At 71.1% G+C, this 18,104-nt stretch carries 19 protein-coding genes; 11 read left to right on the top strand and 8 right to left on the bottom strand.

Annotated elements, in window-relative coordinates; all coding sequences use genetic code 11:
- Positions 1-4 precede the first annotated feature (4 nt).
- The gene (locus ACEN9J_RS15615; protein ID WP_413761452.1) at positions 5-553 is read left to right on the top strand and encodes a shikimate kinase; all 549 of its coding nucleotides are present in this window, start codon (positions 5-7) and stop codon (positions 551-553) included.
- Here ACEN9J_RS15615 and ACEN9J_RS15610 read toward each other — a convergent pair.
- The 3 genes from ACEN9J_RS15610 to ACEN9J_RS15600 all read right to left on the bottom strand — a co-directional run bounded on the left by ACEN9J_RS15610 (position 550) and on the right by ACEN9J_RS15600 (position 2,635).
- Positions 550-861: a DUF1272 domain-containing protein gene (locus ACEN9J_RS15610; RefSeq protein ID WP_057593920.1), complete on the bottom strand. Its 312-nt coding sequence runs from the start codon at positions 859-861 to the stop codon at positions 550-552. The genes ACEN9J_RS15615 and ACEN9J_RS15610 overlap by 4 nt on opposite strands.
- 4 nt (positions 862-865) lie before the next feature.
- Positions 866-1,807, bottom strand: a complete 942-nt coding sequence (locus ACEN9J_RS15605) for a DMT family transporter (RefSeq protein WP_413761451.1) — start codon at positions 1,805-1,807, stop codon at positions 866-868.
- A 63-nt stretch (positions 1,808-1,870) separates the two neighbouring features.
- Complete coding sequence (locus ACEN9J_RS15600; protein WP_413764528.1) at positions 1,871-2,635, bottom strand: GntR family transcriptional regulator; 765 nt, start codon at positions 2,633-2,635, stop codon at positions 1,871-1,873.
- Between the two features lie 166 nt (positions 2,636-2,801).
- On the opposite strand from ACEN9J_RS15600, the gene ACEN9J_RS15595 reads away from it, so the two are divergent.
- The 7 genes from ACEN9J_RS15595 (at position 2,802) to ACEN9J_RS15565 (ending at position 11,954) form a co-directional block, all read left to right on the top strand.
- Positions 2,802-3,014 (top strand): DUF3311 domain-containing protein, encoded by a 213-nt coding sequence (locus tag ACEN9J_RS15595; RefSeq protein ID WP_057593917.1) that lies wholly within the window; start codon positions 2,802-2,804, stop codon positions 3,012-3,014.
- Entirely contained in the window at positions 3,011-4,486 is a 1,476-nt protein-coding gene (locus tag ACEN9J_RS15590) for a sodium:solute symporter family protein (RefSeq protein ID WP_413764527.1), read from the top strand. Before ACEN9J_RS15595 ends, ACEN9J_RS15590 begins: the two co-directional genes overlap by 4 nt.
- Before the next feature lie 32 nt (positions 4,487-4,518).
- Positions 4,519-5,721 carry an amidohydrolase family protein gene (locus ACEN9J_RS15585; RefSeq protein ID WP_413764526.1) on the top strand — a complete coding sequence of 401 codons (1,203 nt, stop codon included), beginning with the start codon at positions 4,519-4,521 and terminating at the stop codon, positions 5,719-5,721.
- Complete coding sequence (locus tag ACEN9J_RS15580) at positions 5,718-6,989, top strand: cyanate transporter (RefSeq protein WP_413764525.1); 1,272 nt, start codon at positions 5,718-5,720, stop codon at positions 6,987-6,989. The genes ACEN9J_RS15585 and ACEN9J_RS15580 overlap by 4 nt, the downstream gene beginning before the upstream one ends.
- Before the next feature lie 5 nt (positions 6,990-6,994).
- A complete protein-coding gene (locus ACEN9J_RS15575; RefSeq protein WP_413764524.1) occupies positions 6,995-7,483 on the top strand; it encodes a nucleoside deaminase in 489 nt (162 codons plus the stop codon).
- A gap of 282 nt (positions 7,484-7,765) precedes the next feature.
- Complete coding sequence (locus ACEN9J_RS15570; RefSeq protein WP_413764523.1) at positions 7,766-11,569, top strand: autotransporter outer membrane beta-barrel domain-containing protein; 3,804 nt, start codon at positions 7,766-7,768, stop codon at positions 11,567-11,569.
- Between the two features lie 127 nt (positions 11,570-11,696).
- A complete protein-coding gene (locus ACEN9J_RS15565; RefSeq protein WP_409976535.1) occupies positions 11,697-11,954 on the top strand; it encodes a hypothetical protein in 258 nt (85 codons plus the stop codon).
- Positions 11,955-11,985: 31 nt separating this feature from the next.
- On the opposite strand, the gene ACEN9J_RS15560 is transcribed toward ACEN9J_RS15565, so the two are convergent.
- The 3 genes from ACEN9J_RS15560 to ACEN9J_RS15550 all read right to left on the bottom strand — a co-directional run bounded on the left by ACEN9J_RS15560 (position 11,986) and on the right by ACEN9J_RS15550 (position 14,098).
- Positions 11,986-12,228, bottom strand: a complete 243-nt coding sequence (locus ACEN9J_RS15560; RefSeq protein WP_057593911.1) for a tautomerase family protein — start codon at positions 12,226-12,228, stop codon at positions 11,986-11,988.
- Between the two features lie 11 nt (positions 12,229-12,239).
- Positions 12,240-13,001 carry an SDR family NAD(P)-dependent oxidoreductase gene (locus ACEN9J_RS15555; protein WP_413764522.1) on the bottom strand — a complete coding sequence of 254 codons (762 nt, stop codon included), beginning with the start codon at positions 12,999-13,001 and terminating at the stop codon, positions 12,240-12,242.
- 125 nt (positions 13,002-13,126) lie between these two features.
- The gene (locus tag ACEN9J_RS15550) at positions 13,127-14,098 is read right to left on the bottom strand and encodes a LysR family transcriptional regulator (protein WP_413764521.1); all 972 of its coding nucleotides are present in this window, start codon (positions 14,096-14,098) and stop codon (positions 13,127-13,129) included.
- Positions 14,099-14,198: 100 nt separating this feature from the next.
- On the opposite strand from ACEN9J_RS15550, the gene ACEN9J_RS15545 reads away from it, so the two are divergent.
- The 3 genes from ACEN9J_RS15545 to ACEN9J_RS15535 all read left to right on the top strand — a co-directional run bounded on the left by ACEN9J_RS15545 (position 14,199) and on the right by ACEN9J_RS15535 (position 16,879).
- Positions 14,199-15,422, top strand: coding sequence for a YbfB/YjiJ family MFS transporter (locus ACEN9J_RS15545; RefSeq protein WP_413764520.1), 1,224 nt, complete (start codon positions 14,199-14,201; stop codon positions 15,420-15,422).
- A gap of 38 nt (positions 15,423-15,460) precedes the next feature.
- Complete coding sequence (locus ACEN9J_RS15540; protein ID WP_413764519.1) at positions 15,461-15,814, top strand: hypothetical protein; 354 nt, start codon at positions 15,461-15,463, stop codon at positions 15,812-15,814.
- 63 nt (positions 15,815-15,877) lie between these two features.
- On the top strand, positions 15,878-16,879 hold the full coding sequence (locus ACEN9J_RS15535) for a phosphotransferase enzyme family protein (RefSeq protein ID WP_413764518.1): 1,002 nt from the start codon (positions 15,878-15,880) through the stop codon (positions 16,877-16,879).
- On the opposite strand, the gene ACEN9J_RS15530 is transcribed toward ACEN9J_RS15535, so the two are convergent.
- A complete protein-coding gene (locus tag ACEN9J_RS15530) occupies positions 16,874-17,278 on the bottom strand; it encodes a RidA family protein (protein ID WP_413764517.1) in 405 nt (134 codons plus the stop codon). The two genes, ACEN9J_RS15535 and ACEN9J_RS15530, sit on opposite strands and share 6 nt — an antisense overlap.
- Positions 17,279-17,337: 59 nt before the next feature.
- Positions 17,338-18,021 (bottom strand): cell envelope integrity protein TolA, encoded by a 684-nt coding sequence (locus tag ACEN9J_RS15525; protein WP_413764516.1) that lies wholly within the window; start codon positions 18,019-18,021, stop codon positions 17,338-17,340.
- Between the last annotated feature and the right edge of the window lie 83 nt (positions 18,022-18,104).

The following is an 18,104-nucleotide window of genomic DNA, read 5'->3' as shown; positions in this document are numbered from 1 at the left end:
CGCATTGATTCCCTTCGTTCATCTCATCGGCCCCGGCGGCGCCGGCAAGACCACCGTCGGCCCGCTGCTCGCGCAACGGCTGGCCTGGCGCTTCGTCGATCTCGACCAGGTCTTCATCGCGCAACAGGGTGATGTCGCGGCCTTCATGGCGCGCCATGGGTACGCGGGCTATGCGGCACGCAACATCGAAACCTACGAACAGCTTCGCGCCGCGGCGACCGCGCCGACCGTGCTCGCGATGTCCTCGGGTTTCATGACTTATCCGGCCGACGCGAGCGAGCGCTACCCGGCCTTGCGCGACGCGATCGAAGCCGATCCGCTCACCGCGCTGCTGCTGCCATCCTTCGAGTTCGAACGCTGCGTCGAACTCGTGGTCGAGCGCCAGCTGCGCAGGCCCTATCTCCGTGGTGATCGGGCGAGCGAAACGCGGCGCATCCGGGAGCGGCATCCGGTCTTCATGGCGCTGCGGTGCGAGCGCTTCATCAGCGAGGGTGAGCCTGCCGCAATCGCTTGCGAGGTCGAGCACTTCGTGCGCAGCCGCCTGTCGAGCTAGCGTTCGGCCGGCGGAATCCGCCGCACCTTCTCGATGAAGGCCTCCAGCTCCGCCCCGCGCTCCCACTTCAGATGCTTGCGCTGCACCGACGCCGGCTGCTTGCCCAGGAACACCCCGGGCCGCCTTTCGGTCGCCGGCCGGATCGGCCGCGGCGCGAAGCCGCCGCCGCAGTTGGGGCAGACGTCGTGCAGCACGTGCTGCGCGCAGTCGGCGCAGTAGGTGCATTCGTAGCTGCAGATGCGCGCGTCGGTCGCGTTCGGCGGCAGGTCCTTGTCGCAGTATTCGCAGTTGGGCCTGAGTTCGAGCATGGGTTCATCTCCGGAGAAAGGGCAGGGGGATGGCGCCGCGCGCGGGCAGCGTCATCGCGATCACGCCGGCCATGATGCATGCAAGCCCGGCCCACGCGGTGGGCGCGAGCCGCTCGCCGAGGAGCAGCACGCCGATGGCCACGCCGATCGGCACGCGCAGGTAGGCCTGGGCGGAGGTCGACATCGGGCCCAGGGTGCGGATCAGCCGGAAGTAGATCGTGAAGGCCAGCGCGGTCGAGACCACGGCGAGCGCGAGCACGGCGGCAAGCGACGCGGCCGAGGGCGCGAGGGTCCAGGGGCGGTCGATCAGCAGGCTCGCGGGCAGCAGCAGCGCGGCGCCGCTCACGAGCGAGCCCGCGGCCGGCAGCATCGGGTCCAGGCCCTTGAACACGCGGCCGAACATCGCGGCGCAGCCGTAGCAGACCGCGGCCGCGACCAGCGCGAGCTGGGACCACAGCGACCGGCCGAGGCCGCCGAGCGCCTCCACACCGACGATCAGGCAGATGCCGACCAGCCCGGCCGCCACGCCGAACAGCCGCCGCAGCGTGGGCCGCTCGGCGCCGGCCAGGCCCAGGCTCAGCAGGAAGATGAAGATCGGCGAGGTCGAGTTGAGGATGGTCGCGAGGCCGGCGTCGACGCTGCGTTCGGCCCAGGCGATCAAGGTGAAGGGCAGCACGCTGTTGAGGCCGGCCTGCAGCGCGAAGCGGCGCCAGCTGGCCGCGTCGCGCGGCAGCCGCAGGCCGCGCAGCCGCAGCACGGCCAGCAGCAGCAGGCCCGCGACCAGCGTGCGCGCGGCGATCAGCGTGACCGGCGGAAGGGTCGCGACGCCGATCTTGATGAAGGTGTAGGAGGCGCCCCAGCAGGTGGCGAGCAGCACGAGCAGCGCCCATTCGAGGGCGGGGGCCCGGGGTTTGGCTGAAGCGGCGAGGGTGGTGGCGGTCGGCATGGCGCGCCGATCATCGCGAAGGCCGCGCGCGGACACTTCGGCCGCGGCCGAAACGTGCCTGCCTCAGTGGCCGTGCCCGTGGTGCGGGTCGTCGGCGCCGCCGTTGAGCAGCGTCGCGAGGTCGGTCTCCTGCTCGGCCGTCGCGCCCGCGATCACGCGCCGCTCGAGCTCGTCGAGGTGCTCGAGCGCCACGGCCAGCGCCTTGTCGAGCGACTTGCCGGCGGTCAGCGCATCGATGATCTGCTCGTGTTCGCGCGGCGCGCAGCTCGCGGCCTCGGCCGAGTCGTAGAGCGCCTTGTAGAGCTCGGTGTTCGCGATCAGCCGCCCGATGTAGGACAGCAGTTCCTCGCTGCCCGCCATCTGCGCGAGCAGCAGGTGGAAGTCGCCGGCCAGGCGCACGGCGTCTTCGCGCCGGCCTTCCTTGAAGGCCTTCTGCTCGGCCTGCACGTGCTTGCGCAGGGTGGCCACCTGCTCGCGCGCGAGCTGGCCGAACAGCGTGGTCACGAGCCCGGCCTCGACGATGCGGCGCGCGCGGTAGGTGCCGCGCATGTCCTCGATCGAGGGGTTGGGCACGAAGGCGCCGCGGTTGTGCTCGAGCACCAGCCGCTTCTCGGAACCCAGCCGCGCCAGCACCTTGCGCACCGCGCCGCGCGTGCAGCCCAGCGCCTCGGCCAGCGCGCGCTCGCGCAGCGGCGTGCCGGGCCGCAGCTTGCCGCTGAGCAGCGCCTTGGAGACGGCGGCATAGACGCGTTCGTCCACGTTGGCGCCGTCGGCGTCGGTGGACTCGGGGGAGGGGGCGGGGGCGGAAGACTTGCGGGTGGCGGGCATAGGCAGGCGGATTTTGCCTGCGTCGCGCCACCCCGGGGAAAGCCCCCGGATTGACGCGGCCCCGTCCGCTTCGTACCATTCGCGGAAATTTGGTTAACCAAAATAAAATGATATGGTTGACCAAAATACCAGGTATCCACAACCACACACGACAACGGAGACACACATGAAATCCGCCAAATGGCTGGCCGCGCTGCCGGTCGCCGCCTTCTTCAGCGGGGGCTGGCTGTCCTCCGTCGCGCCCACCTTCGTGCTCGGCATGCCCTTCCTGATGGTGTGGAACGTGCTCTGGCTGGTGCTGACCTCGCTGATCATGGTGGTCATCGACCGCGCCGAAGGCGACCTCGACGCGCCGGCAACGCAGGGAGACGCGCGATGAACGCCGCGCTCGGCGTGATCGCGCTGTTCGTGGTCGGCGCGCTGGCCCTCGCGGTGCTGGCGCGGCGCGGCCGCACCATGAGCCTGGAGCAATGGGCGCTCGGCGGGCGCGGGCTCGGCGCGATCATGGTGTTCCTGCTGATGGCGGGCGAATCGTTCTCCACCTTCACCTTCCTGGGCGCCAGCGGCTGGTCGTACAGCAAGGGCTCGCCGGCCTTCTACATCCTGGCCTATGGCGGGCTGGCCTACCTCATGGCCTTCTGGATGCTGCCGGCCGTGTGGCGCTACGCGACCGCGCACAAGCTGGTGTCGTTCTCCGACTTCTTCGCCCACAAGTACGACAGCCGCCCGCTCGGCGTGCTGGTGTCGGTGGTCGCGCTCGGCGGCATGGTCGCGCTGCTGACCATCCAGCTGCGCGGGCTCGGCATCATCGTCTCGGAGGCCTCGTACGGCTCGATCGCGCCGCCGGTGGCGATCTGGATCGGCACGCTGGTGATGGTCAGCTACATCCTGTTCTCGGGCATCCACGGCTCGGCCAGCATCGCCATCGTGAAGGACGTGCTCATCCTCGCGCTGGCCGTGTTCCTCGGCCTCTACCTGCCCTGGCACTACTACGGCGGCGTGGCGCCGATGTTCACGGCCATCCACGCGGCCAACCCGGGCTTCTTCGAATTCCCGAAGGAGGGCCTCAACCTCAGCTGGTACAACTCGACCATCCTGCTGACGGCGCTGGGCTACTACCTCTATCCGTTCAACCTCACCTCGGTGTATGCCGCGCGCAGCGCGAGCGCGGTACGCCGCAACACCATCCTGATGCCGCTGTACCAGGTGGTCATCGCCTTCCTGTTCCTGGTCGGCTTCGCGGCCATCCTGCAGGTGCCGGGGCTCAAGGGCTCCGACGTCGACCTGGCCCTGTTCGGCCTCGTCAAGCACAGCTTCGACCCCTGGTTCGTCGGCGTGATCGGCGGCACCGGCGTGCTCACGGCGCTGGTGCCGGGCTCGATGATCCTGCTCACGGCCTCCACCGTGATCGGCAAGAACGTCTACAAGGAAGGCTTCGCGCCGCACGCCACCGACCGCCAGGTGTCGCGCGTGGCGCGCGGCGTGCTGCCGCTGTTCGCGCTGGTGGCGGTGTACTTCGTGCTGCGCGGCGGCACCACCATCGTGGCGGTGGCGATCTTCGCCTCCAGCCTGCTCACGCAGCTGCTGCCCTCGCTGCTGTTCAGCCTCATGAAGAAGCCCTTCGGCAACAAGCACGCGGCCTTCGCGGGCATCGTCGCGGGCGGCGCGGTGCTCGGCTTCCTGATGACCACCGGCGCGAACCTCGCTACGCTGTTTCCCGCAGCGCCGCTGGCCTTCAAGTCGCTCAACACCGGGCTGGTGGCGCTCGCGACCAATGCGCTGGTGTTCGTGATCGTGGCGCTGGTCACGCCGGGTCCGGCGCCGCGCGCGGCCGCAGCACAGCCCGCCTGATGCTTCATACGACAAGGAACAAAGGAATCCCCATGCCATCGCTCATGATCCGCAACGTTCGCCCGCTGGGTGCCGCGCCGGTCGACGTGCGGGTGCAGGACGGCCGCATCGCCGAGCTCGGCGCCGCGCTCGCCGCGCCGGCCGATGCCGCCGTCGAGGACGGCCGCGGCGCGCTGTTGCTGCCCGGCCTCGTCGAGGGCCACACCCACCTCGACAAGACGATGTGGGGCCTGGACTGGTACCGCAACGAGGTCGGCACGAACCTGATCGACAAGATCGAGAACGAGCGCGCCTTCCGCCATGCCAGCGGCCATGACGCGGCCGCGCAGTCGCTGGTGCTGGCCAAGGCCTTCCTCGCGCTCGGCACCACGCGGCTGCGCACGCACGTCGACGTCGACACGCAGGCCGGCCTGCGCCACCTCGAGGGCACGCTGCGCACGCGCGAGACCCTGCGCGATCTGCAGCAGATCCAGATCGTCGCCTTCCCGCAGTCGGGTCTGCTCGCGCGGCCCGGCACGGCCGAGCTGCTCGACCGGTCGCTGGCCGCGGGCGCCGACGTGCTCGGCGGGCTCGACCCCTGCGCCATCGACGGCGATCCCGTGAAATCGCTCGACCTGCTGTTCGACATCGCCCACCGGCACCAGCGCGCTATCGACATCCACCTGCACGAGCCCGGCGCCATGGGCGCCTTCTCGCTCGACCTGATCCTGCAGCGCACCGAGGCGCTGGGCATGCGAGGCCGGGTGGCGATCAGCCATGGCTTCTGCCTCGGCGACGTGAGCGAGCGCGAACGCGATGCCCTGCTCGCGCGCATGGCGAAGCTCGGCGTGGTGCTGATCACCAGCGCGCCGCCCTCGCGCAACGTGCCGCCGCTGCTGGCCTGCCGCCAGGCCGGCGTGACCGTGCTCGGCGGCAACGACGGCATCCGCGACACCTGGTCGCCCTATGGCCGGCCCGACATGCTCGAGCGCGCGATGATCATCGGCCTGCGCTACAACCTGCGCCGCGACGACGAGATCGAGGTCGCGCTCGACACCGTGACGCACGCGGGTGCGCGCGGCTGCGGCTTCGAGGCCTACGGCCTGGGCGTCGGCGACCGCGCCGACCTGGTGCTGGTCGATGCGCAGACCGTGGCGCATGCCGTGGCGGAGCGCCCCGTGCGCCGGCTCGTGGTGGCCGGCGGCCGCATCGTGGCGCGCGACGGCGTGCTGCAGGACGACGTGGCCGCCTTGTGAAGGCGGAGGTCCGCCGCGATGCCGGCACCGCCTTCGCGGCCGTGATCGTGCTGGTGGCGCTGAACCTGCGCGCCTTCCTCACCTCGAGCAGCCCGCTGCTCGGCGCCATTCGCCTCGACACCGGCATCGGCTTCCATGCCGTGGCGCTGCTCACGGTGCTGCCGATGTTCGCGATGGGCGCCACCTCGCTGTGCGGCGCGGCCGTGGGTCAGCGCATCGGCGCGCGCGCCGGTGTCGCGCTGGGCCTCGCGGCCATCGCGCTCGCCTGCGCGAGCCGCTACGGCGCGAACGGCGCGGCGCCGCTGCTCGCCAGCGCGGCGCTCGCGGGCGCCGGTGTCGGACTGGTGCAGGCGCTGATGCCGGGCGTGGTCAAGCAGGCCTATCCGGCGCGCATCGGCGTGATGACCGGCCTCTATTCGGCCGCGATCATGGGTGGCGGCGGCTTCGGTGCGATCGCCAGCCCCTGGGTCGCGCAGGCGCTCGGCGGCGCGCATCCCGACTGGCATGCGGGGCTCGCGATCTGGGCGCTGCCCGCGGTCTTCGCGCTGCTGTACTGGCTCAACATGCGGCGCATGGAATTCACGGCCGATGCGCCGCGCCGCGGCCTCTCGTGGCTGCGCTGTTTCGCGAGCCCGCGCGCGTGGCTGCTGGCGATCTGCTTCGGCCTCATCAATGGCGGCTACACCAGCCTCGTGGCCTGGCTGCCGCACTTCTATGCCCAGCAGGGCTGGAGCGCGCAGCAGGGCGGTTCGGTGCTCGCGCTGATGACGCTGGCGCAGGTGGTGGGCGCGCTCGCCATGCCCGCCATCGCGCGCGGCCGCGGGCGCGACCTGCGGCCCTGGCTCGCGCTCACGCTGGCCGCGCAACTCGCTGGCTTCTGCGCGCTCGCACTGCATGCGCCCGTGCCGGCGCCGGCCATCGCGCTCGCGCTGGGCTTCGGCCTCGGCGGCGCGTTCTCGCTGTGCATGGTGCTCGCGCTCGACCACCTGCCCGACCCCGCCCAGGCCGGTGCGCTCGCGGGCTTCATGCAGGGCCTGGGCTTCATGATCGCGGCGCTCGCGCCCTTCGTCACCGGCTGGGTGCGCGAGCACACGGGCGGCTTCGCGCTCGCCTGGGCCTACCTCGGCGCCGTGGTGCTCGTGCTGTTGCCGCTGCTGCTGCGCTTCGATCCACGCCGCTATGGCGCCGCCACCGCGGGGCTGTTCGCGCCGCGCGCCGTGCCATCCTCTTGCCTCGCGCCCGAGGGCGCAGCCACCCGAAAGGTCTGAACACCATGTACCAGGAACGCTTCATGCAACGCGCGCTCGCCCTGTCCGCGCAGGCGCTGCACGAACCCGGCACCGAGCCCTTCGGCGCCGTGGTCGTGAAGAACGGCGCCATCGTCGGCGAGGGCTTCAACCACTCGGTCGCGCACCACGACCCCACCTCGCACGGCGAGGTCGAGGCCATCCGCGACGCCTGCCGCAGGCTCGGCAGCGTCGACCTCTCGGGCTGCGAGCTCTACACCTCGTGCGAGCCCTGCGCCATGTGCGTGGCGGCGATGCACATCGCGGGCATCGCGCAGCTCTACTACGCGGCCTCGCTCGCGCAGTCGGGCGAGGCCTTCGACGGCGTGACCGTGGCCGCGCGCCATCCCATCGACGTGGAGGCGCTGCGCATCGAGTCGGGCGCGACGCTCGCGCAGCGCAGGCTGCCGGCCGAGCAGAGGATGGATGGGGAGGCGGTGCGGATTCTGGCCGAGTGGGCCGCGACGCGGCGATAGCGTCGCGCCGGCCGACGGCGAAGAAAGTACCAGCCGCCGGACAAGAGCGGCACGACAGGATGCGCCCGATGCAAACGGCCATGCCGCATCCGCATGGGAACTCCAGGTAAGCCTCGATTCCTGGCACATGTATTGCGCCCGACAGTGAGAGCCGCCAACGCAACACGGTGGCGATTTCCTGCCTCCAGGCAGTTCACTTTTGGGAGATATGTAATGCATAAATGCAAAAACGGTCGACGGGATGCGCACTCCAGTTTTAAAAAGCACAGCATCCATGCCGCCGTGGTGCTCGCGTTCGGTCCGGCCCTGTCCCTGCAGGCCGGCGCGCAGAGCTACCTGAACTACGACGGTTCCAGGAGCAGCGACCTCGGCGCTGCCGCCGCCACCTGGGCCAATGCCGCGGAGTTCAGGTCCGACTGGGGCCTCGGCGCCCTGAATGCGCAGTTCGCCTATGCGCTGGGCTTCAGCGGCGCGGGCGTGAAGACCGGCGCGGTGGACTCCGGCTACCTGCCCACGCACCAGGAGTTCGCGAGCCGCGGCATCACGGGTGTGGTGGTGTCGGGCACCTACGCCAACGACGGCCGGCAGCTCGAGAGCGGCGGCGACACCTGGAAGGCCGGCGATCCCTTCCTGCGCAACCCGGTGCCCGGCAGCTACATCCCCGGCGTGAACGACAACCACGGCAACCACGTCTCGGGCACCATCGCCGCCGCGAAGAACGGCCTGGGCATGATGGGCGTGGCTTTCGCAAGCCAGTACTACATCAGCAATTCCAACGGCACCGACGGTTCGATCTACGGATCGAACATGGACTACAACTACTTCCACGCCGCCTACGGCAACCTGGCCGCGGCCGGCGTGCGCGTCATCAACAGCAGCTGGGGTTCGCCGCCGGGCGCCGACGACTACGGCAGCGTGGCCGGCCTGGTGCAGGCCTATGCGCGCATCAACGGCGCGGGCAAGAAGTCCTGGCTGGAAGCGGCCGCCGACGTGACGCGGCAGTCCGGCGTGATGCAGGTGTTCGCGGCCGGCAATGCCGGCAAGGCCAACGTCAACATCCGCTCCGCGCTGCCCTACTTCCAGCCCGAGCTCGAGAAGAGCTGGGTCACGGCCGCGGCGCTGAACCAGAACCTCACGCTCGCGAGCTTCAGCAACCGCTGCGGCATCGCCAAGTACTGGTGCGTGTCCGCGCCGGGCGTGGACATCAACAGCGCCTCGGTGGCCGGCGACGACAAATACACCAAGTCCTCGGGCACCTCGATGGCCGCGCCGCACGTCACGGGCGCGGTCGGCGTGCTGATGGAGCGCTATCCCTACCTCGGCAACGAGGAGATCCGCACCATCCTGCTGACCACCTCGAAGCACCTGGGCAGCGGTCCGGCGGACCAGCCCGACACCGACTTCGGCTGGGGCATTCCCGACCTGCAGAAGGGCATGGACGGCCCGGGCCAGTTGCTCGGCACCTTCACGGCGAAGCTGTCGGCCGGCAGCGCCGACACCTGGCGCAACGGCATCTCCGACGCCGCATGGCGCCAGCGCAAGACCGAGGAGGCGGCCGAGATCGCCGCCTGGGCCGGCGACAAGGCCGCGCTGCAGGCCAGGGTGCAGGCCGTGCCGGAAGCCGGCGCGCCCACGCCCGACCTGATCGCCGGCATGGCCCGCGGCCGCGCGCTGCTGCAGGAGGCGATCAAGTCGAACACGCGCGAGTTCTACACCGCCGCGCGGCTCGATGCCGCGCTCGCGGCCGCGCGCTCCGACCCCTACGGTGCCGTGCTGCTCGGCATGTACGAGGCGGCCCATCCCAACTGGACGGGTCCCTACAGCACCGCGACCGACTACGCCAACTTCATCGCGGGCCGCAGCGACACCGAGCTCGCGACGGCCAGCGTGAACGCGCAGCGCGACGCGATCCTGGCCGCCAACGCGGCGGCCCGCAGCGAGATCGAGATCCGCGGCGCGCGCATCGCCGCGCTGCAGACCAAGACCGATGCCGACTACGTGGGCCGCCTCGTGAAGGCCGGCGCCGGCACGCTGATCCTCACGGGCGACAACAGCTACACCGGCGGCACGCAGCTGCAGGGCGGCACGCTCGGCGTCGGCAGTTCGACCGCGCTGGGCACCGGCACGCTCGCCATGGCCGATGCCACCACCCTGCAGGCCGCGGCCGACGGGCTGGCGCTGGCCAATGCCATCACGGTGTCCGGCATCGGCAACATCGACACCCAGGCCTTCGGCCTCACCTTGGCGGGCGACATCGCCGACGGGGCCAGCCCGGGCGGCCTCGCCAAGCTCGGCACGGGCACGCTCACGCTGTCGGGCCGCAGCAGCTACTCCGGGCCCACCGGCGTGGTCGAAGGCGGCCTGCGTGCCGGCGCCGCGGGCAGCTTCTCGCCGCGCAGCGCCTTCTACCTGGCGAGCGCGGGCCGGCTCGAGCTGGCCGGCTTCGACCAGACCATCGGCTCGCTCGCGGGCGCGGGCGAGGTCGCGCTCGGCACGGGCACGCTCACCACGGGCGGCGACGGCACGTCGAGCGCCTATGCGGGGCGCATCGGCGGCAGCGGCGGGCTGGTGAAGACCGGCGCGGGCGCGTTCGAACTCGCGGGTGCCAACAGCTACAGCGGCGACACGGTCGTCGCGGCGGGTGCGCTGCGCGCGGGTGCCGCCAACGCGTTCAGCGCCGCGAGCGCGATGCGCGTGCAGTCCGGCGCGGTGCTGGACCTCGCGGGCCACGGCCAGCGCATCGCGGGCATGACCAACGCCGGCCTCGTGTCGCTGCAGGGGGCCGTGCCCGGCACCACGCTCACCGTGGCCGGTCCGTGGGTGGGCCAGAACGGCCTGCTCGGCCTCGGCACGGCCGGCGCCGACCGGCTGCTGCTCAGCGGTTCCACCGCCATCGCCAGCGGCCTCACCACGGTGCGAATCGCCAGCGTGGCGGGCCTGGGCGCACCGACCCTGGGCCAGGGCGTGACGCTGGTGGGCACCGAAGGCGGAGCCAGCGTGCAGGGCAATGCCTTCGTGCTGGCCGGCGAGCATGTCGATGCGGGCGCCTTCCAGTACCGGCTCCACAACGACACCAGCGGCAGCTACCTGAGTTCGTCCACGCCGCTCGGCCTCACGACCTACCGTGTCGAGGCACCGCTGTTCGCGGCGCTGCCCGCGCAGTTGCGCCAGGGTAACCTCGCGATGCTCGGCAACATGCGCCTGCGTGTCGGCGACGACCTGCGCGCCACGGGCGATGCAGCGTCACCCGGTGGCGATCGGCGCGCCTGGGGCCGCGTGATCTCGGCCGACCTCGACATCCGCCAGCGCGGCCCGGTCTCGCCCGAGAGCGAAGGGCGCCTCAACGGCTTCCAGGCCGGCACCGACCTGCTGGCCACGCCGAACTGGCGTGCCGGCCTCTACGTGGGCCAGCTCGAGGGCAATGTCGCGGTGCGCGGTTTCGCGGGCGGCGTCGCGGGACTGGGCGCGGGCTCCAACGACCTGCGCAGCCAGTACTTCGGCCTCTACGGCACCTACACCGCCGAGAGCGGCTTCTACGCCGATGCCGCGCTGCAGGCCGGCCGTCACCGCTACACGCTGCAGCCGCTGCTGAACGCCGGCATCGCGGGCAAGGGCCGCAGCCTGCTGGCCTCGCTCGAGATCGGCCAGTCGGTGGCCCTCGGCGAGGGCGGCTGGAAGATCGAGCCACAGCTGCAGCTGATCCACCAGCGCCAGAGCCTCGACGACGCGAACATCGCCGGCGCGCTGGTGCAGCAGCGCCCCGACAGCGGCTGGATCGTGCGCACCGGCGTGCGCGTCAGCGGCACGGTGGCCACCGGCGCGGGCAGCCTGCAGCCCTATGGCCGGCTGAATGTCTACAAGGCCCTCGACGGCAGCGATGTCGCGCGCTACCTCACGCCGAGCGCCGGCGCGGGCATCGCCACGCCCACCGGCGGCACGAGCACCGAGCTCGCGGCCGGCTTCACGCTGGCGCTGAGCCAGACCACCAGCCTCTATGGCGAGCTCGGCAAGCTCTGGGCTTCGGGCGGCGCGGTGCGTGCGCAGAGTGGTATCAACGGGTCGCTGGGTGTGCGCATGCGCTGGTAGCACGGGTCGGGAAGGGGCGAGGCTGTAGGGCAGCCCGCCCAGCGATGCGCGGCTGTCGCCGACAGTCCGCGCATGCCGATGGCATCACCATGGGTTCATCGACAACCTTTGGAGGACGCTTCCCATGATCAACAAGACCCTGCTCGCACTCGCCACCTCGCTGACCCTGCTGGCCGCCGGCACCGCCAATGCACAGATCGGCAAGGCCGCCTCCGAGGCGACCGACGCGGCCCAGCACAAGATCGACGAGAAGCAGGCCGACAGCAAAGCCAAGAAGAGCGGCCCGGTCGGCAAGGCCGTGAACAACGTGAAGTCGGGCTATCACAAGAACCGCTCGAAGGCTTCGGCAGAGAAGGCCAAGCAGTCGCTGAAGAACGCGGGTTGATCCGCGTCCTTCGATACCGCGCGGCGGCGGCTCAGGCCTGACGGGCCTGCCCCGCCGCTTCCTTCGCTTGCGCCGCCTCCCGCGCGCGCACGACCGTCGTCGTCTCGCCCGCATAGCCCCAGTCGTCGGTGTCGATCTCGTCGATCACGATGTGGGTCAGGTGCGGGTCCTTGCCGAGCACGCGCTGCAGCGTGTCGGTGATCTCCGCGATCACGGTGGCCTTCTGTGCGCGCGTGACGCCGTCGCGCGTGATGCGTACGTTGACGTAGGGCATGGCGTTCTCCTTCAGGCGACGTAGTTGCCAGCGCTGCCCGCGCCGTCCACCGGCAGCACCGCGCCGCTCGTGAAGCCCGCGTTCACCAGGTAGAGCACCGCATCGGCGATCTCGTCGACCGTGCCCAGTCGGCCGGCCGGCTGCAGGGTCTTGAGGAAGCCGTGTGTCTCGGGCGCATGCATCGGGCTGTCGATGATGCCGGGCGCCACCGCGTTCACGCGCACGCCATGCGGCGCGAGCTCGAGCGCCAGCGCGCGCGTGGCCGCGTTCAACCCGCCCTTGAGCAGCACCGCCATGAAGGCCGGCACGTTGCCGCGCGGCTGCATCGCGATCGAGGCCGTGATGTTGACGATCGCGCCCGCGCCGCGGCCGATCATGTGGCGCGCCGCGGCCTGCGAGGCGTAGATCGTGCCCTTCACGTTGGTGGCGATCTGCTGCTCGACCTCCTCGGGCGTGAAGTCCACGAAGGGCTTGGCCAGGAAGATGCCCGCGTTGTTGACCAGCGCATCGACGCCGCCGAAGCGCGTGACCGCATGCTCGATCAGCGCGGTGGCGATGCGCGGATCGGCGATGTCGCCGGCCACGCCGGCAAAGCGGTCGCCGGCGCCGAACTGGCGCGCGGCCTCGACCAGCCGCGCGTCGCTGCGCGCGTTGCCGACCACGTTCCAGCCTTCGGCCAGCAGGCGGCGCGCGATCGCGAAGCCGATGCCGCTGCTGGCGCCGGTGACGACGGCGGTGCGGGCCTTGCCGCCTTGGGAATGGTGGGTGCTCATGGTGAAAGTCCTTCCGGTATTGCGCCGTGCGAGATGCGGCGGCGTCGTGGAAGGAAGTGTGGAGTCGCTCGATCGAGGAGTGAATGGCCGCGATTCGGCACTCACTCTTCCGTCGAACGAGCGAATCAGCCGGTGCGGCGCCTGGGGCGTGGGGTTTCGGCCTTGGGCGTGCAGACCCTGCACCAGTCCGCGAAACCCGCGCGCAGCTTGGGCAGCGCGAAGTCGACGAAGGCCCGCACCTTCGGCACCGACAGCCGGCCGTGCGGCACCACCAGGTGCACCGGCAGCGGCGGCGGCTCGTCCTGCGCGAGGATGATGCGCAGCCGCCCGTCGGCCACCTCGTCGGCCACGTGGTACGAGAAGGAGCGCAGCACGCCGCGTCCCTCGGCCGCCGAGGCCACCGCCGCGCGCAGGCTGTTGACCACGAAGCGCGGCGCGAACTGCACCGTGCGCGGCAGGGTGCCGGCACCGCTGTTGCCGCCCGCGGGCGGAAAACTCCACGAGTCGATGCCGAAGTGCGTCATCGCCACCACCTGGTGTTCGGCGAGGTCGGCCGGCACCGCGATGCGCGGATGCTTCGCGAGGTAGCGCGGCGAGGCCGTCGTGACGCGGCGCACCTCGCCCACCGGCAGCGCCACCAGCGTCGAGTCGGCCAGGTGCGCGATGCGCAGCGCCACGTCGATGCCCTCGTCGATCAGGTTGGCCGGGCGGTCCAGCAGGTGCAGCCGCACCGACACCGTGGGGTGCGCGTTCATGAAGGCGTCGAGGATCGGTCGCAGCAGCGCCTCGCCCACCGCGACCGCGGCCGTCACCGTGAGCCGGCCGCGCGGCGCCGAGCGTTCGCCGGCGGCCGCGATGTCCGCTTCCTCGAGGTCGGTGAGGATGCGCCGGCAGGCCACCGCATAGCGCTCGCCGGCATCGCTGAGCCGGATCGAGCGCGTCGTGCGGTGCAGCAGCTCGGCGCCCACATGGGCCTCGAGGAAGGCGATCGCGCGGCTCACGGCGGCGGGCGACTTGCCGAGCTTGCGGCCGGCACCGGCGAGGCTGCCTTCGGCCAGCGCCGCCACGAACACCTTCATGGCGTCGATGCGGTCCATGATTCTTCCTTCTCGCGAAATACTGAATGCCCGAGGATAGGGATTCATTCGCGCACCGGCAATCCGTAGCATCGAATCCATCGATTCGCCGGAGCACATCATGGCCACCCCCCGCAGTGCGGACGCGCGCACTGCCACCGCATCGCAACCGCGCGCCGCCTCCAACTGGCCCGCCATCCTCGCCGGCTTCTGCGCCACGCTCGTGGGCCTGGGCCTCGCGCGCTTCGCCTACACGCCGCTGCTGCCGGCCATCATCGACGCCCACTGGTTCGACGCCTCGGCCGCCACCTACCTCGGTGCCGCCAACCTCGTGGGCTACCTCGCGGGTGCGCTGCTGGGCGGCCCGATGTCGGCGCGCTGGCCGGTGCGCGGCGTGCTGCGCGCGATGATGCTCGCCACCGTCGCCTCGCTCGCGGCCTGCGCCTGGCCGCTCGACTTCGCATGGTTCTTCGGCTGGCGCATCGTCTCGGGCATCTCGGGCGGCGCGCTCATGGTGCTGGCCGCGCCCACCGTGCTCGCGCACATTCCGCCGCGCCAGCGCGGCCTCGCGAGCGGCCTGGTGTTCGCGGGCATCGGCCTGGGCATCGCGGCCTCGGGCACGCTGGTGCCGTTGCTGCTGCGCCAGGGGCTGGGCGCGACCTGGCTCGGCCTCGCGCTGCTGGCCCTGCTGCTCACCGCGCTCGCATGGAACGGCTGGCCCGCCGCCGCGCCGGCACCCGTGGCCACCGCGCACGCCGCCGTCGCGCGCAAGCCGGCCACCGGCGCGCTGCGCGCGCTCACCGTCTCCTATTCGCTCAATGCGGTGGGCCTCGTGCCGCACATGATCTTTCTCGTCGACTTCGTCGCACGTGGCCTCGGGCAGGGCCTCGCGGTGGGTGCGCAGTACTGGGTGGTGTTCGGCCTCGGCGCGCTCGTGGGGCCGGTGCTCAGTGGCTGGCTCGCCGACCGCGTCGGTTTCGCCACCGCGTTGCGCATCGCCTTCGTGCTGCAGGCCGCGGCGCTCGCCTTGCCGGCGTTCGGCCTCATCGGCCATGGCGGGTTGATCGTGTCGAGCGCCGTGGTCGGCGCCTTCACGCCGGGCATCGTGCCGCTGGTGCTGGGCCGCGTGCAGGAGCTGCTCGCGCATCACCCCGCGATGCAGAAGCCCGCGTGGAGCCGCGCCACCACCGGCTTCGCGGTGCTGCAGGCCAGCGGTGCCTACGGAATGTCGTGGCTGCTCGCGCATGCGGGCGGCGGGGCGCTGCTGTTTGCCGTGGGCGGCGTGGCGATCGTGCTGGCGCTCGTCACCGACATCGTCGCGCGGAGGCTGCACCCCGCCGCCTGAGCTGGTTTCCCGCGGCGCATCGCTCTTACACTGGGGCGATGAAGCGAGCCCTGGAAGTCGAGCGCACCCTTCAGCCCGTGGTCGAGCTGAAGGAGCAGGGCGCTGCCTACGGCTACTCGGTGCGCGCGCCGCGCTCCAAGGGCGTGATCCCGCCGAGCTCCTACCGCGACAGCGGTTTCGCCACGCTGCCCGACTGCCTGCGCGACGTGGCCAAGGCACTGGGCGGCGACTTCAAGCGCATCTACATCCGGCTCGAAGGGCATTGCGTGGGCGAGCGCGACATCGTCGAGCTGCGCGATGCGCCCGATGCGGTGGCCGAGGCGTTGAAGGCGGCTTGCCTCGAGGCCGATGCGGCGGTGAAGCCCGTGGGCGGTGCCGGCGGCCAGGGCTGACGGCCTTCAGCTTCCCCGCAGGTTCGTCGCCGCATAATCGCGCCCCTTTCCTTCGGGGGCTCCATGCAGATCGATATCGCGCAATCGACGCCGACCGCCGCCAGCATCGCGAGGCTCGTGCAGGCCTTCTACGACCTGGGCCAAGTCGTCGCGAGCGAATTCCTGATTGGGCGCTTCAACCAGAGCTACCGCCTGGACTTCGCCGACGGCCGGCGCGTGGTGGCGCGGCTGAGTCCCGAGCGCTTTCGTGGCGGGCCCAATATCGCCTTCGAGGCGGCCGCGCTCGCGCACTGGGCCGATGCCGGTTGCGCTGTCGCGCGCTGCCTGCCCGCGGCCAATGGCGAGGCGGCGATCCGGGCGCAACTGCCCGAAGGACCGCGCGCGCTGATGCTCTTCGAGCACCTCGAAGGCGAGGCCACCGGCGACAGCGTCGAGCACATCGCGCTGCTCGCGCATGGGCTGGCCGCCTTGCATGCCGCGGGCGAAAGCTACGGCGGTCCGCCCAGCGCCTACACCCTCGATCTCGATCACCTGTTGCACCGTCCGCTCGAAGCCCTGCTGCGCGGATCGACCATGACGGCCGAGCTGCGTCCGCAGTACGAGGAGATAGGCCGTCGCCTCGCCGACGACATCCTGGCCTTCGGCGAACTCTCGCGCGTGCTGTGCCATGGCGACACGCATGGCTACAACAACTTCATCGCGGCCGATGCGAAGGGGCAGCGCCGGGCGCTGTTCTTCGACTTCGACGAAGCGGGCCCCGGCTACCTGGCCTACGAGATCGCGGTGTATCCGTGGAGCCTGTATCCGCGCATGCCCGATGGCGTGATGAGCGAGAAGGCCAGGTCCCAATGGCTGGCCTTCATCGGCGCCTATCGCGAAGTGCGGCCGGTCGCCGATGTCGACCTCGCCGCGATCCCGCGTTTCATGGCCGTGCGGCAGCTCTGGCTGCTGGGCGAATATGCGGCGCGCATTCCCGACTGGGGATCGCAGTCGATACCGACCGACTACCTGCACAAGCAGACCGCCATGCTGCGCGCATGGCAAACGCTCGAGCTGCCGCTATGACCGGACGTCGCGCGCCACCGCGACGCACTTGATCTCCACCAGCAGCCCCGCGTGCGCGAGCGAGTGCACGCCGATGCAGGTCCAGGCGCACTGGCCGCGCGGAAAGAGGCGGTCCTTCACCGCGCGAAACACCGGCATGTGCGTGGCCATGTCGACGTGGTAGGTGGTCATCTCGACCACGTCCTCGAAAGTGCAGCCGGCTTCGGCCAGCACCGTGCGCAGGTTGTCCCAGGCCGCGACGAACTGCGCCTCGGGGTCGGCGATGACCTCGAGTTCGGGCGTGCGGCCGACCTGGCCCGCGCAGTAGACCGTGGCGCCGACCTTGACGGCGGGCGCGTAGCCCGCGCGTTCGGCGAGGCGCTGCATCGAGGCGGGGATGATGAGTTGTCGTTCCGTCATGGAGAGGCGTGGGGGAAAGGATCGAAGCGGCGAGGGGCCCATGGGCCGATCTCTCGCCGCTATCTGGGTCGCAGCGTGACCGTCAGTTTCGGCAATGTCTTCTCGTTGCCATCCAGCGGCAGCTTGTCGATGCGCTGAAGCGCGCCGAGCGCGATCTCGTCCCAGGCGCGGATGCCGCTGCTCCTGGCCAATTGCACCGCGGTGACGGTGCCATCGGCGGCCACGGTCAGTTCGAACTCGGCCGCGGGGTTGCCGGGAATGGCGCGCACGTCCACACCGGCCAGCCGGGCCGCGATCGTTGCGCGCAACCGGCTGGCGAAGTCTTGCCGGTCGCGCTGCCGTTCGCCGTGCGAGTTCCTGAGGTTCGGTATGGCGTTGATCCGCCACGGCGACACGAACACCAGCGCCTGGGGAGGAACCCGGCCGTCGAGCTCGGGGTAGGGCTGCAGCAATCGCAGCGCCACCGCGGCCGCGCGATCCCAGTCCTGGCTGCCGCTGGAAGAGAACATGGACACATCGAGCGCGGTGCCCTGCGGGGAGAGCGTGACGGTGAAGTCGGCCGAGTGGGTGGGCATCATGCTTCCCGGCGGAAACTGGATCAGGGGACACAGCATGGCGGCTGTCTGCGTGCCCCATGGCGCGGCCGCCGGCATGGGCGGACACGGGGCGGGTGCCGGTGAGCCCACGGGGGGCGCCGCGCAGCCGACGAGCAGGCCGGCGGCCAGCAGCAGGGCCGATGCCATCGCGCCGCGCTGGCGGCTGGAGACTCCCTCAGGGTGCATGGTGTTGTAGTGGTTCTGGCCCGGGGCTGCATGGGGCCGCCGGT

Source organism: Variovorax sp. Varisp41, assembly GCF_047325085.1.
Classification (GTDB): Bacteria; Pseudomonadota; Gammaproteobacteria; order Burkholderiales; family Burkholderiaceae_C; genus Variovorax.
Note: the sequence above shows the minus strand (reverse complement) of the source record. Positions and strands in the feature narration are given on the sequence as shown.

What these genes read in the sequence shown, in the direction of transcription:
- ACEN9J_RS15530 (WP_413764517.1), bottom strand. Translation starts at nt 17,278, where the DNA reads ATGACGGAACGACAACTCATCATCCCCGCCTCGATGCAGCGCCTCGCC.
- ACEN9J_RS15540 (WP_413764519.1), top strand. Translation starts at nt 15,461, where the DNA reads ATGAAGCGAGCCCTGGAAGTCGAGCGCACCCTTCAGCCCGTGGTCGAG.
- ACEN9J_RS15535 (WP_413764518.1), top strand. Translation starts at nt 15,878, where the DNA reads ATGCAGATCGATATCGCGCAATCGACGCCGACCGCCGCCAGCATCGCG.
- ACEN9J_RS15550 (WP_413764521.1), bottom strand. Translation starts at nt 14,098, where the DNA reads ATGGACCGCATCGACGCCATGAAGGTGTTCGTGGCGGCGCTGGCCGAA.
- ACEN9J_RS15605 (WP_413761451.1), bottom strand. Translation starts at nt 1,807, where the DNA reads ATGCCGACCGCCACCACCCTCGCCGCTTCAGCCAAACCCCGGGCCCCC.
- ACEN9J_RS15595 (WP_057593917.1), top strand. Translation starts at nt 2,802, where the DNA reads ATGAAATCCGCCAAATGGCTGGCCGCGCTGCCGGTCGCCGCCTTCTTC.
- ACEN9J_RS15575 (WP_413764524.1), top strand. Translation starts at nt 6,995, where the DNA reads ATGTACCAGGAACGCTTCATGCAACGCGCGCTCGCCCTGTCCGCGCAG.
- ACEN9J_RS15560 (WP_057593911.1), bottom strand. Translation starts at nt 12,228, where the DNA reads ATGCCCTACGTCAACGTACGCATCACGCGCGACGGCGTCACGCGCGCA.
- ACEN9J_RS15525 (WP_413764516.1), bottom strand. Translation starts at nt 18,021, where the DNA reads ATGGCATCGGCCCTGCTGCTGGCCGCCGGCCTGCTCGTCGGCTGCGCG.
- ACEN9J_RS15600 (WP_413764528.1), bottom strand. Translation starts at nt 2,635, where the DNA reads ATGCCCGCCACCCGCAAGTCTTCCGCCCCCGCCCCCTCCCCCGAGTCC.
- ACEN9J_RS15610 (WP_057593920.1), bottom strand. Translation starts at nt 861, where the DNA reads ATGCTCGAACTCAGGCCCAACTGCGAATACTGCGACAAGGACCTGCCG.
- ACEN9J_RS15585 (WP_413764526.1), top strand. Translation starts at nt 4,519, where the DNA reads ATGCCATCGCTCATGATCCGCAACGTTCGCCCGCTGGGTGCCGCGCCG.
- ACEN9J_RS15590 (WP_413764527.1), top strand. Translation starts at nt 3,011, where the DNA reads ATGAACGCCGCGCTCGGCGTGATCGCGCTGTTCGTGGTCGGCGCGCTG.
- ACEN9J_RS15545 (WP_413764520.1), top strand. Translation starts at nt 14,199, where the DNA reads ATGGCCACCCCCCGCAGTGCGGACGCGCGCACTGCCACCGCATCGCAA.
- ACEN9J_RS15555 (WP_413764522.1), bottom strand. Translation starts at nt 13,001, where the DNA reads ATGAGCACCCACCATTCCCAAGGCGGCAAGGCCCGCACCGCCGTCGTC.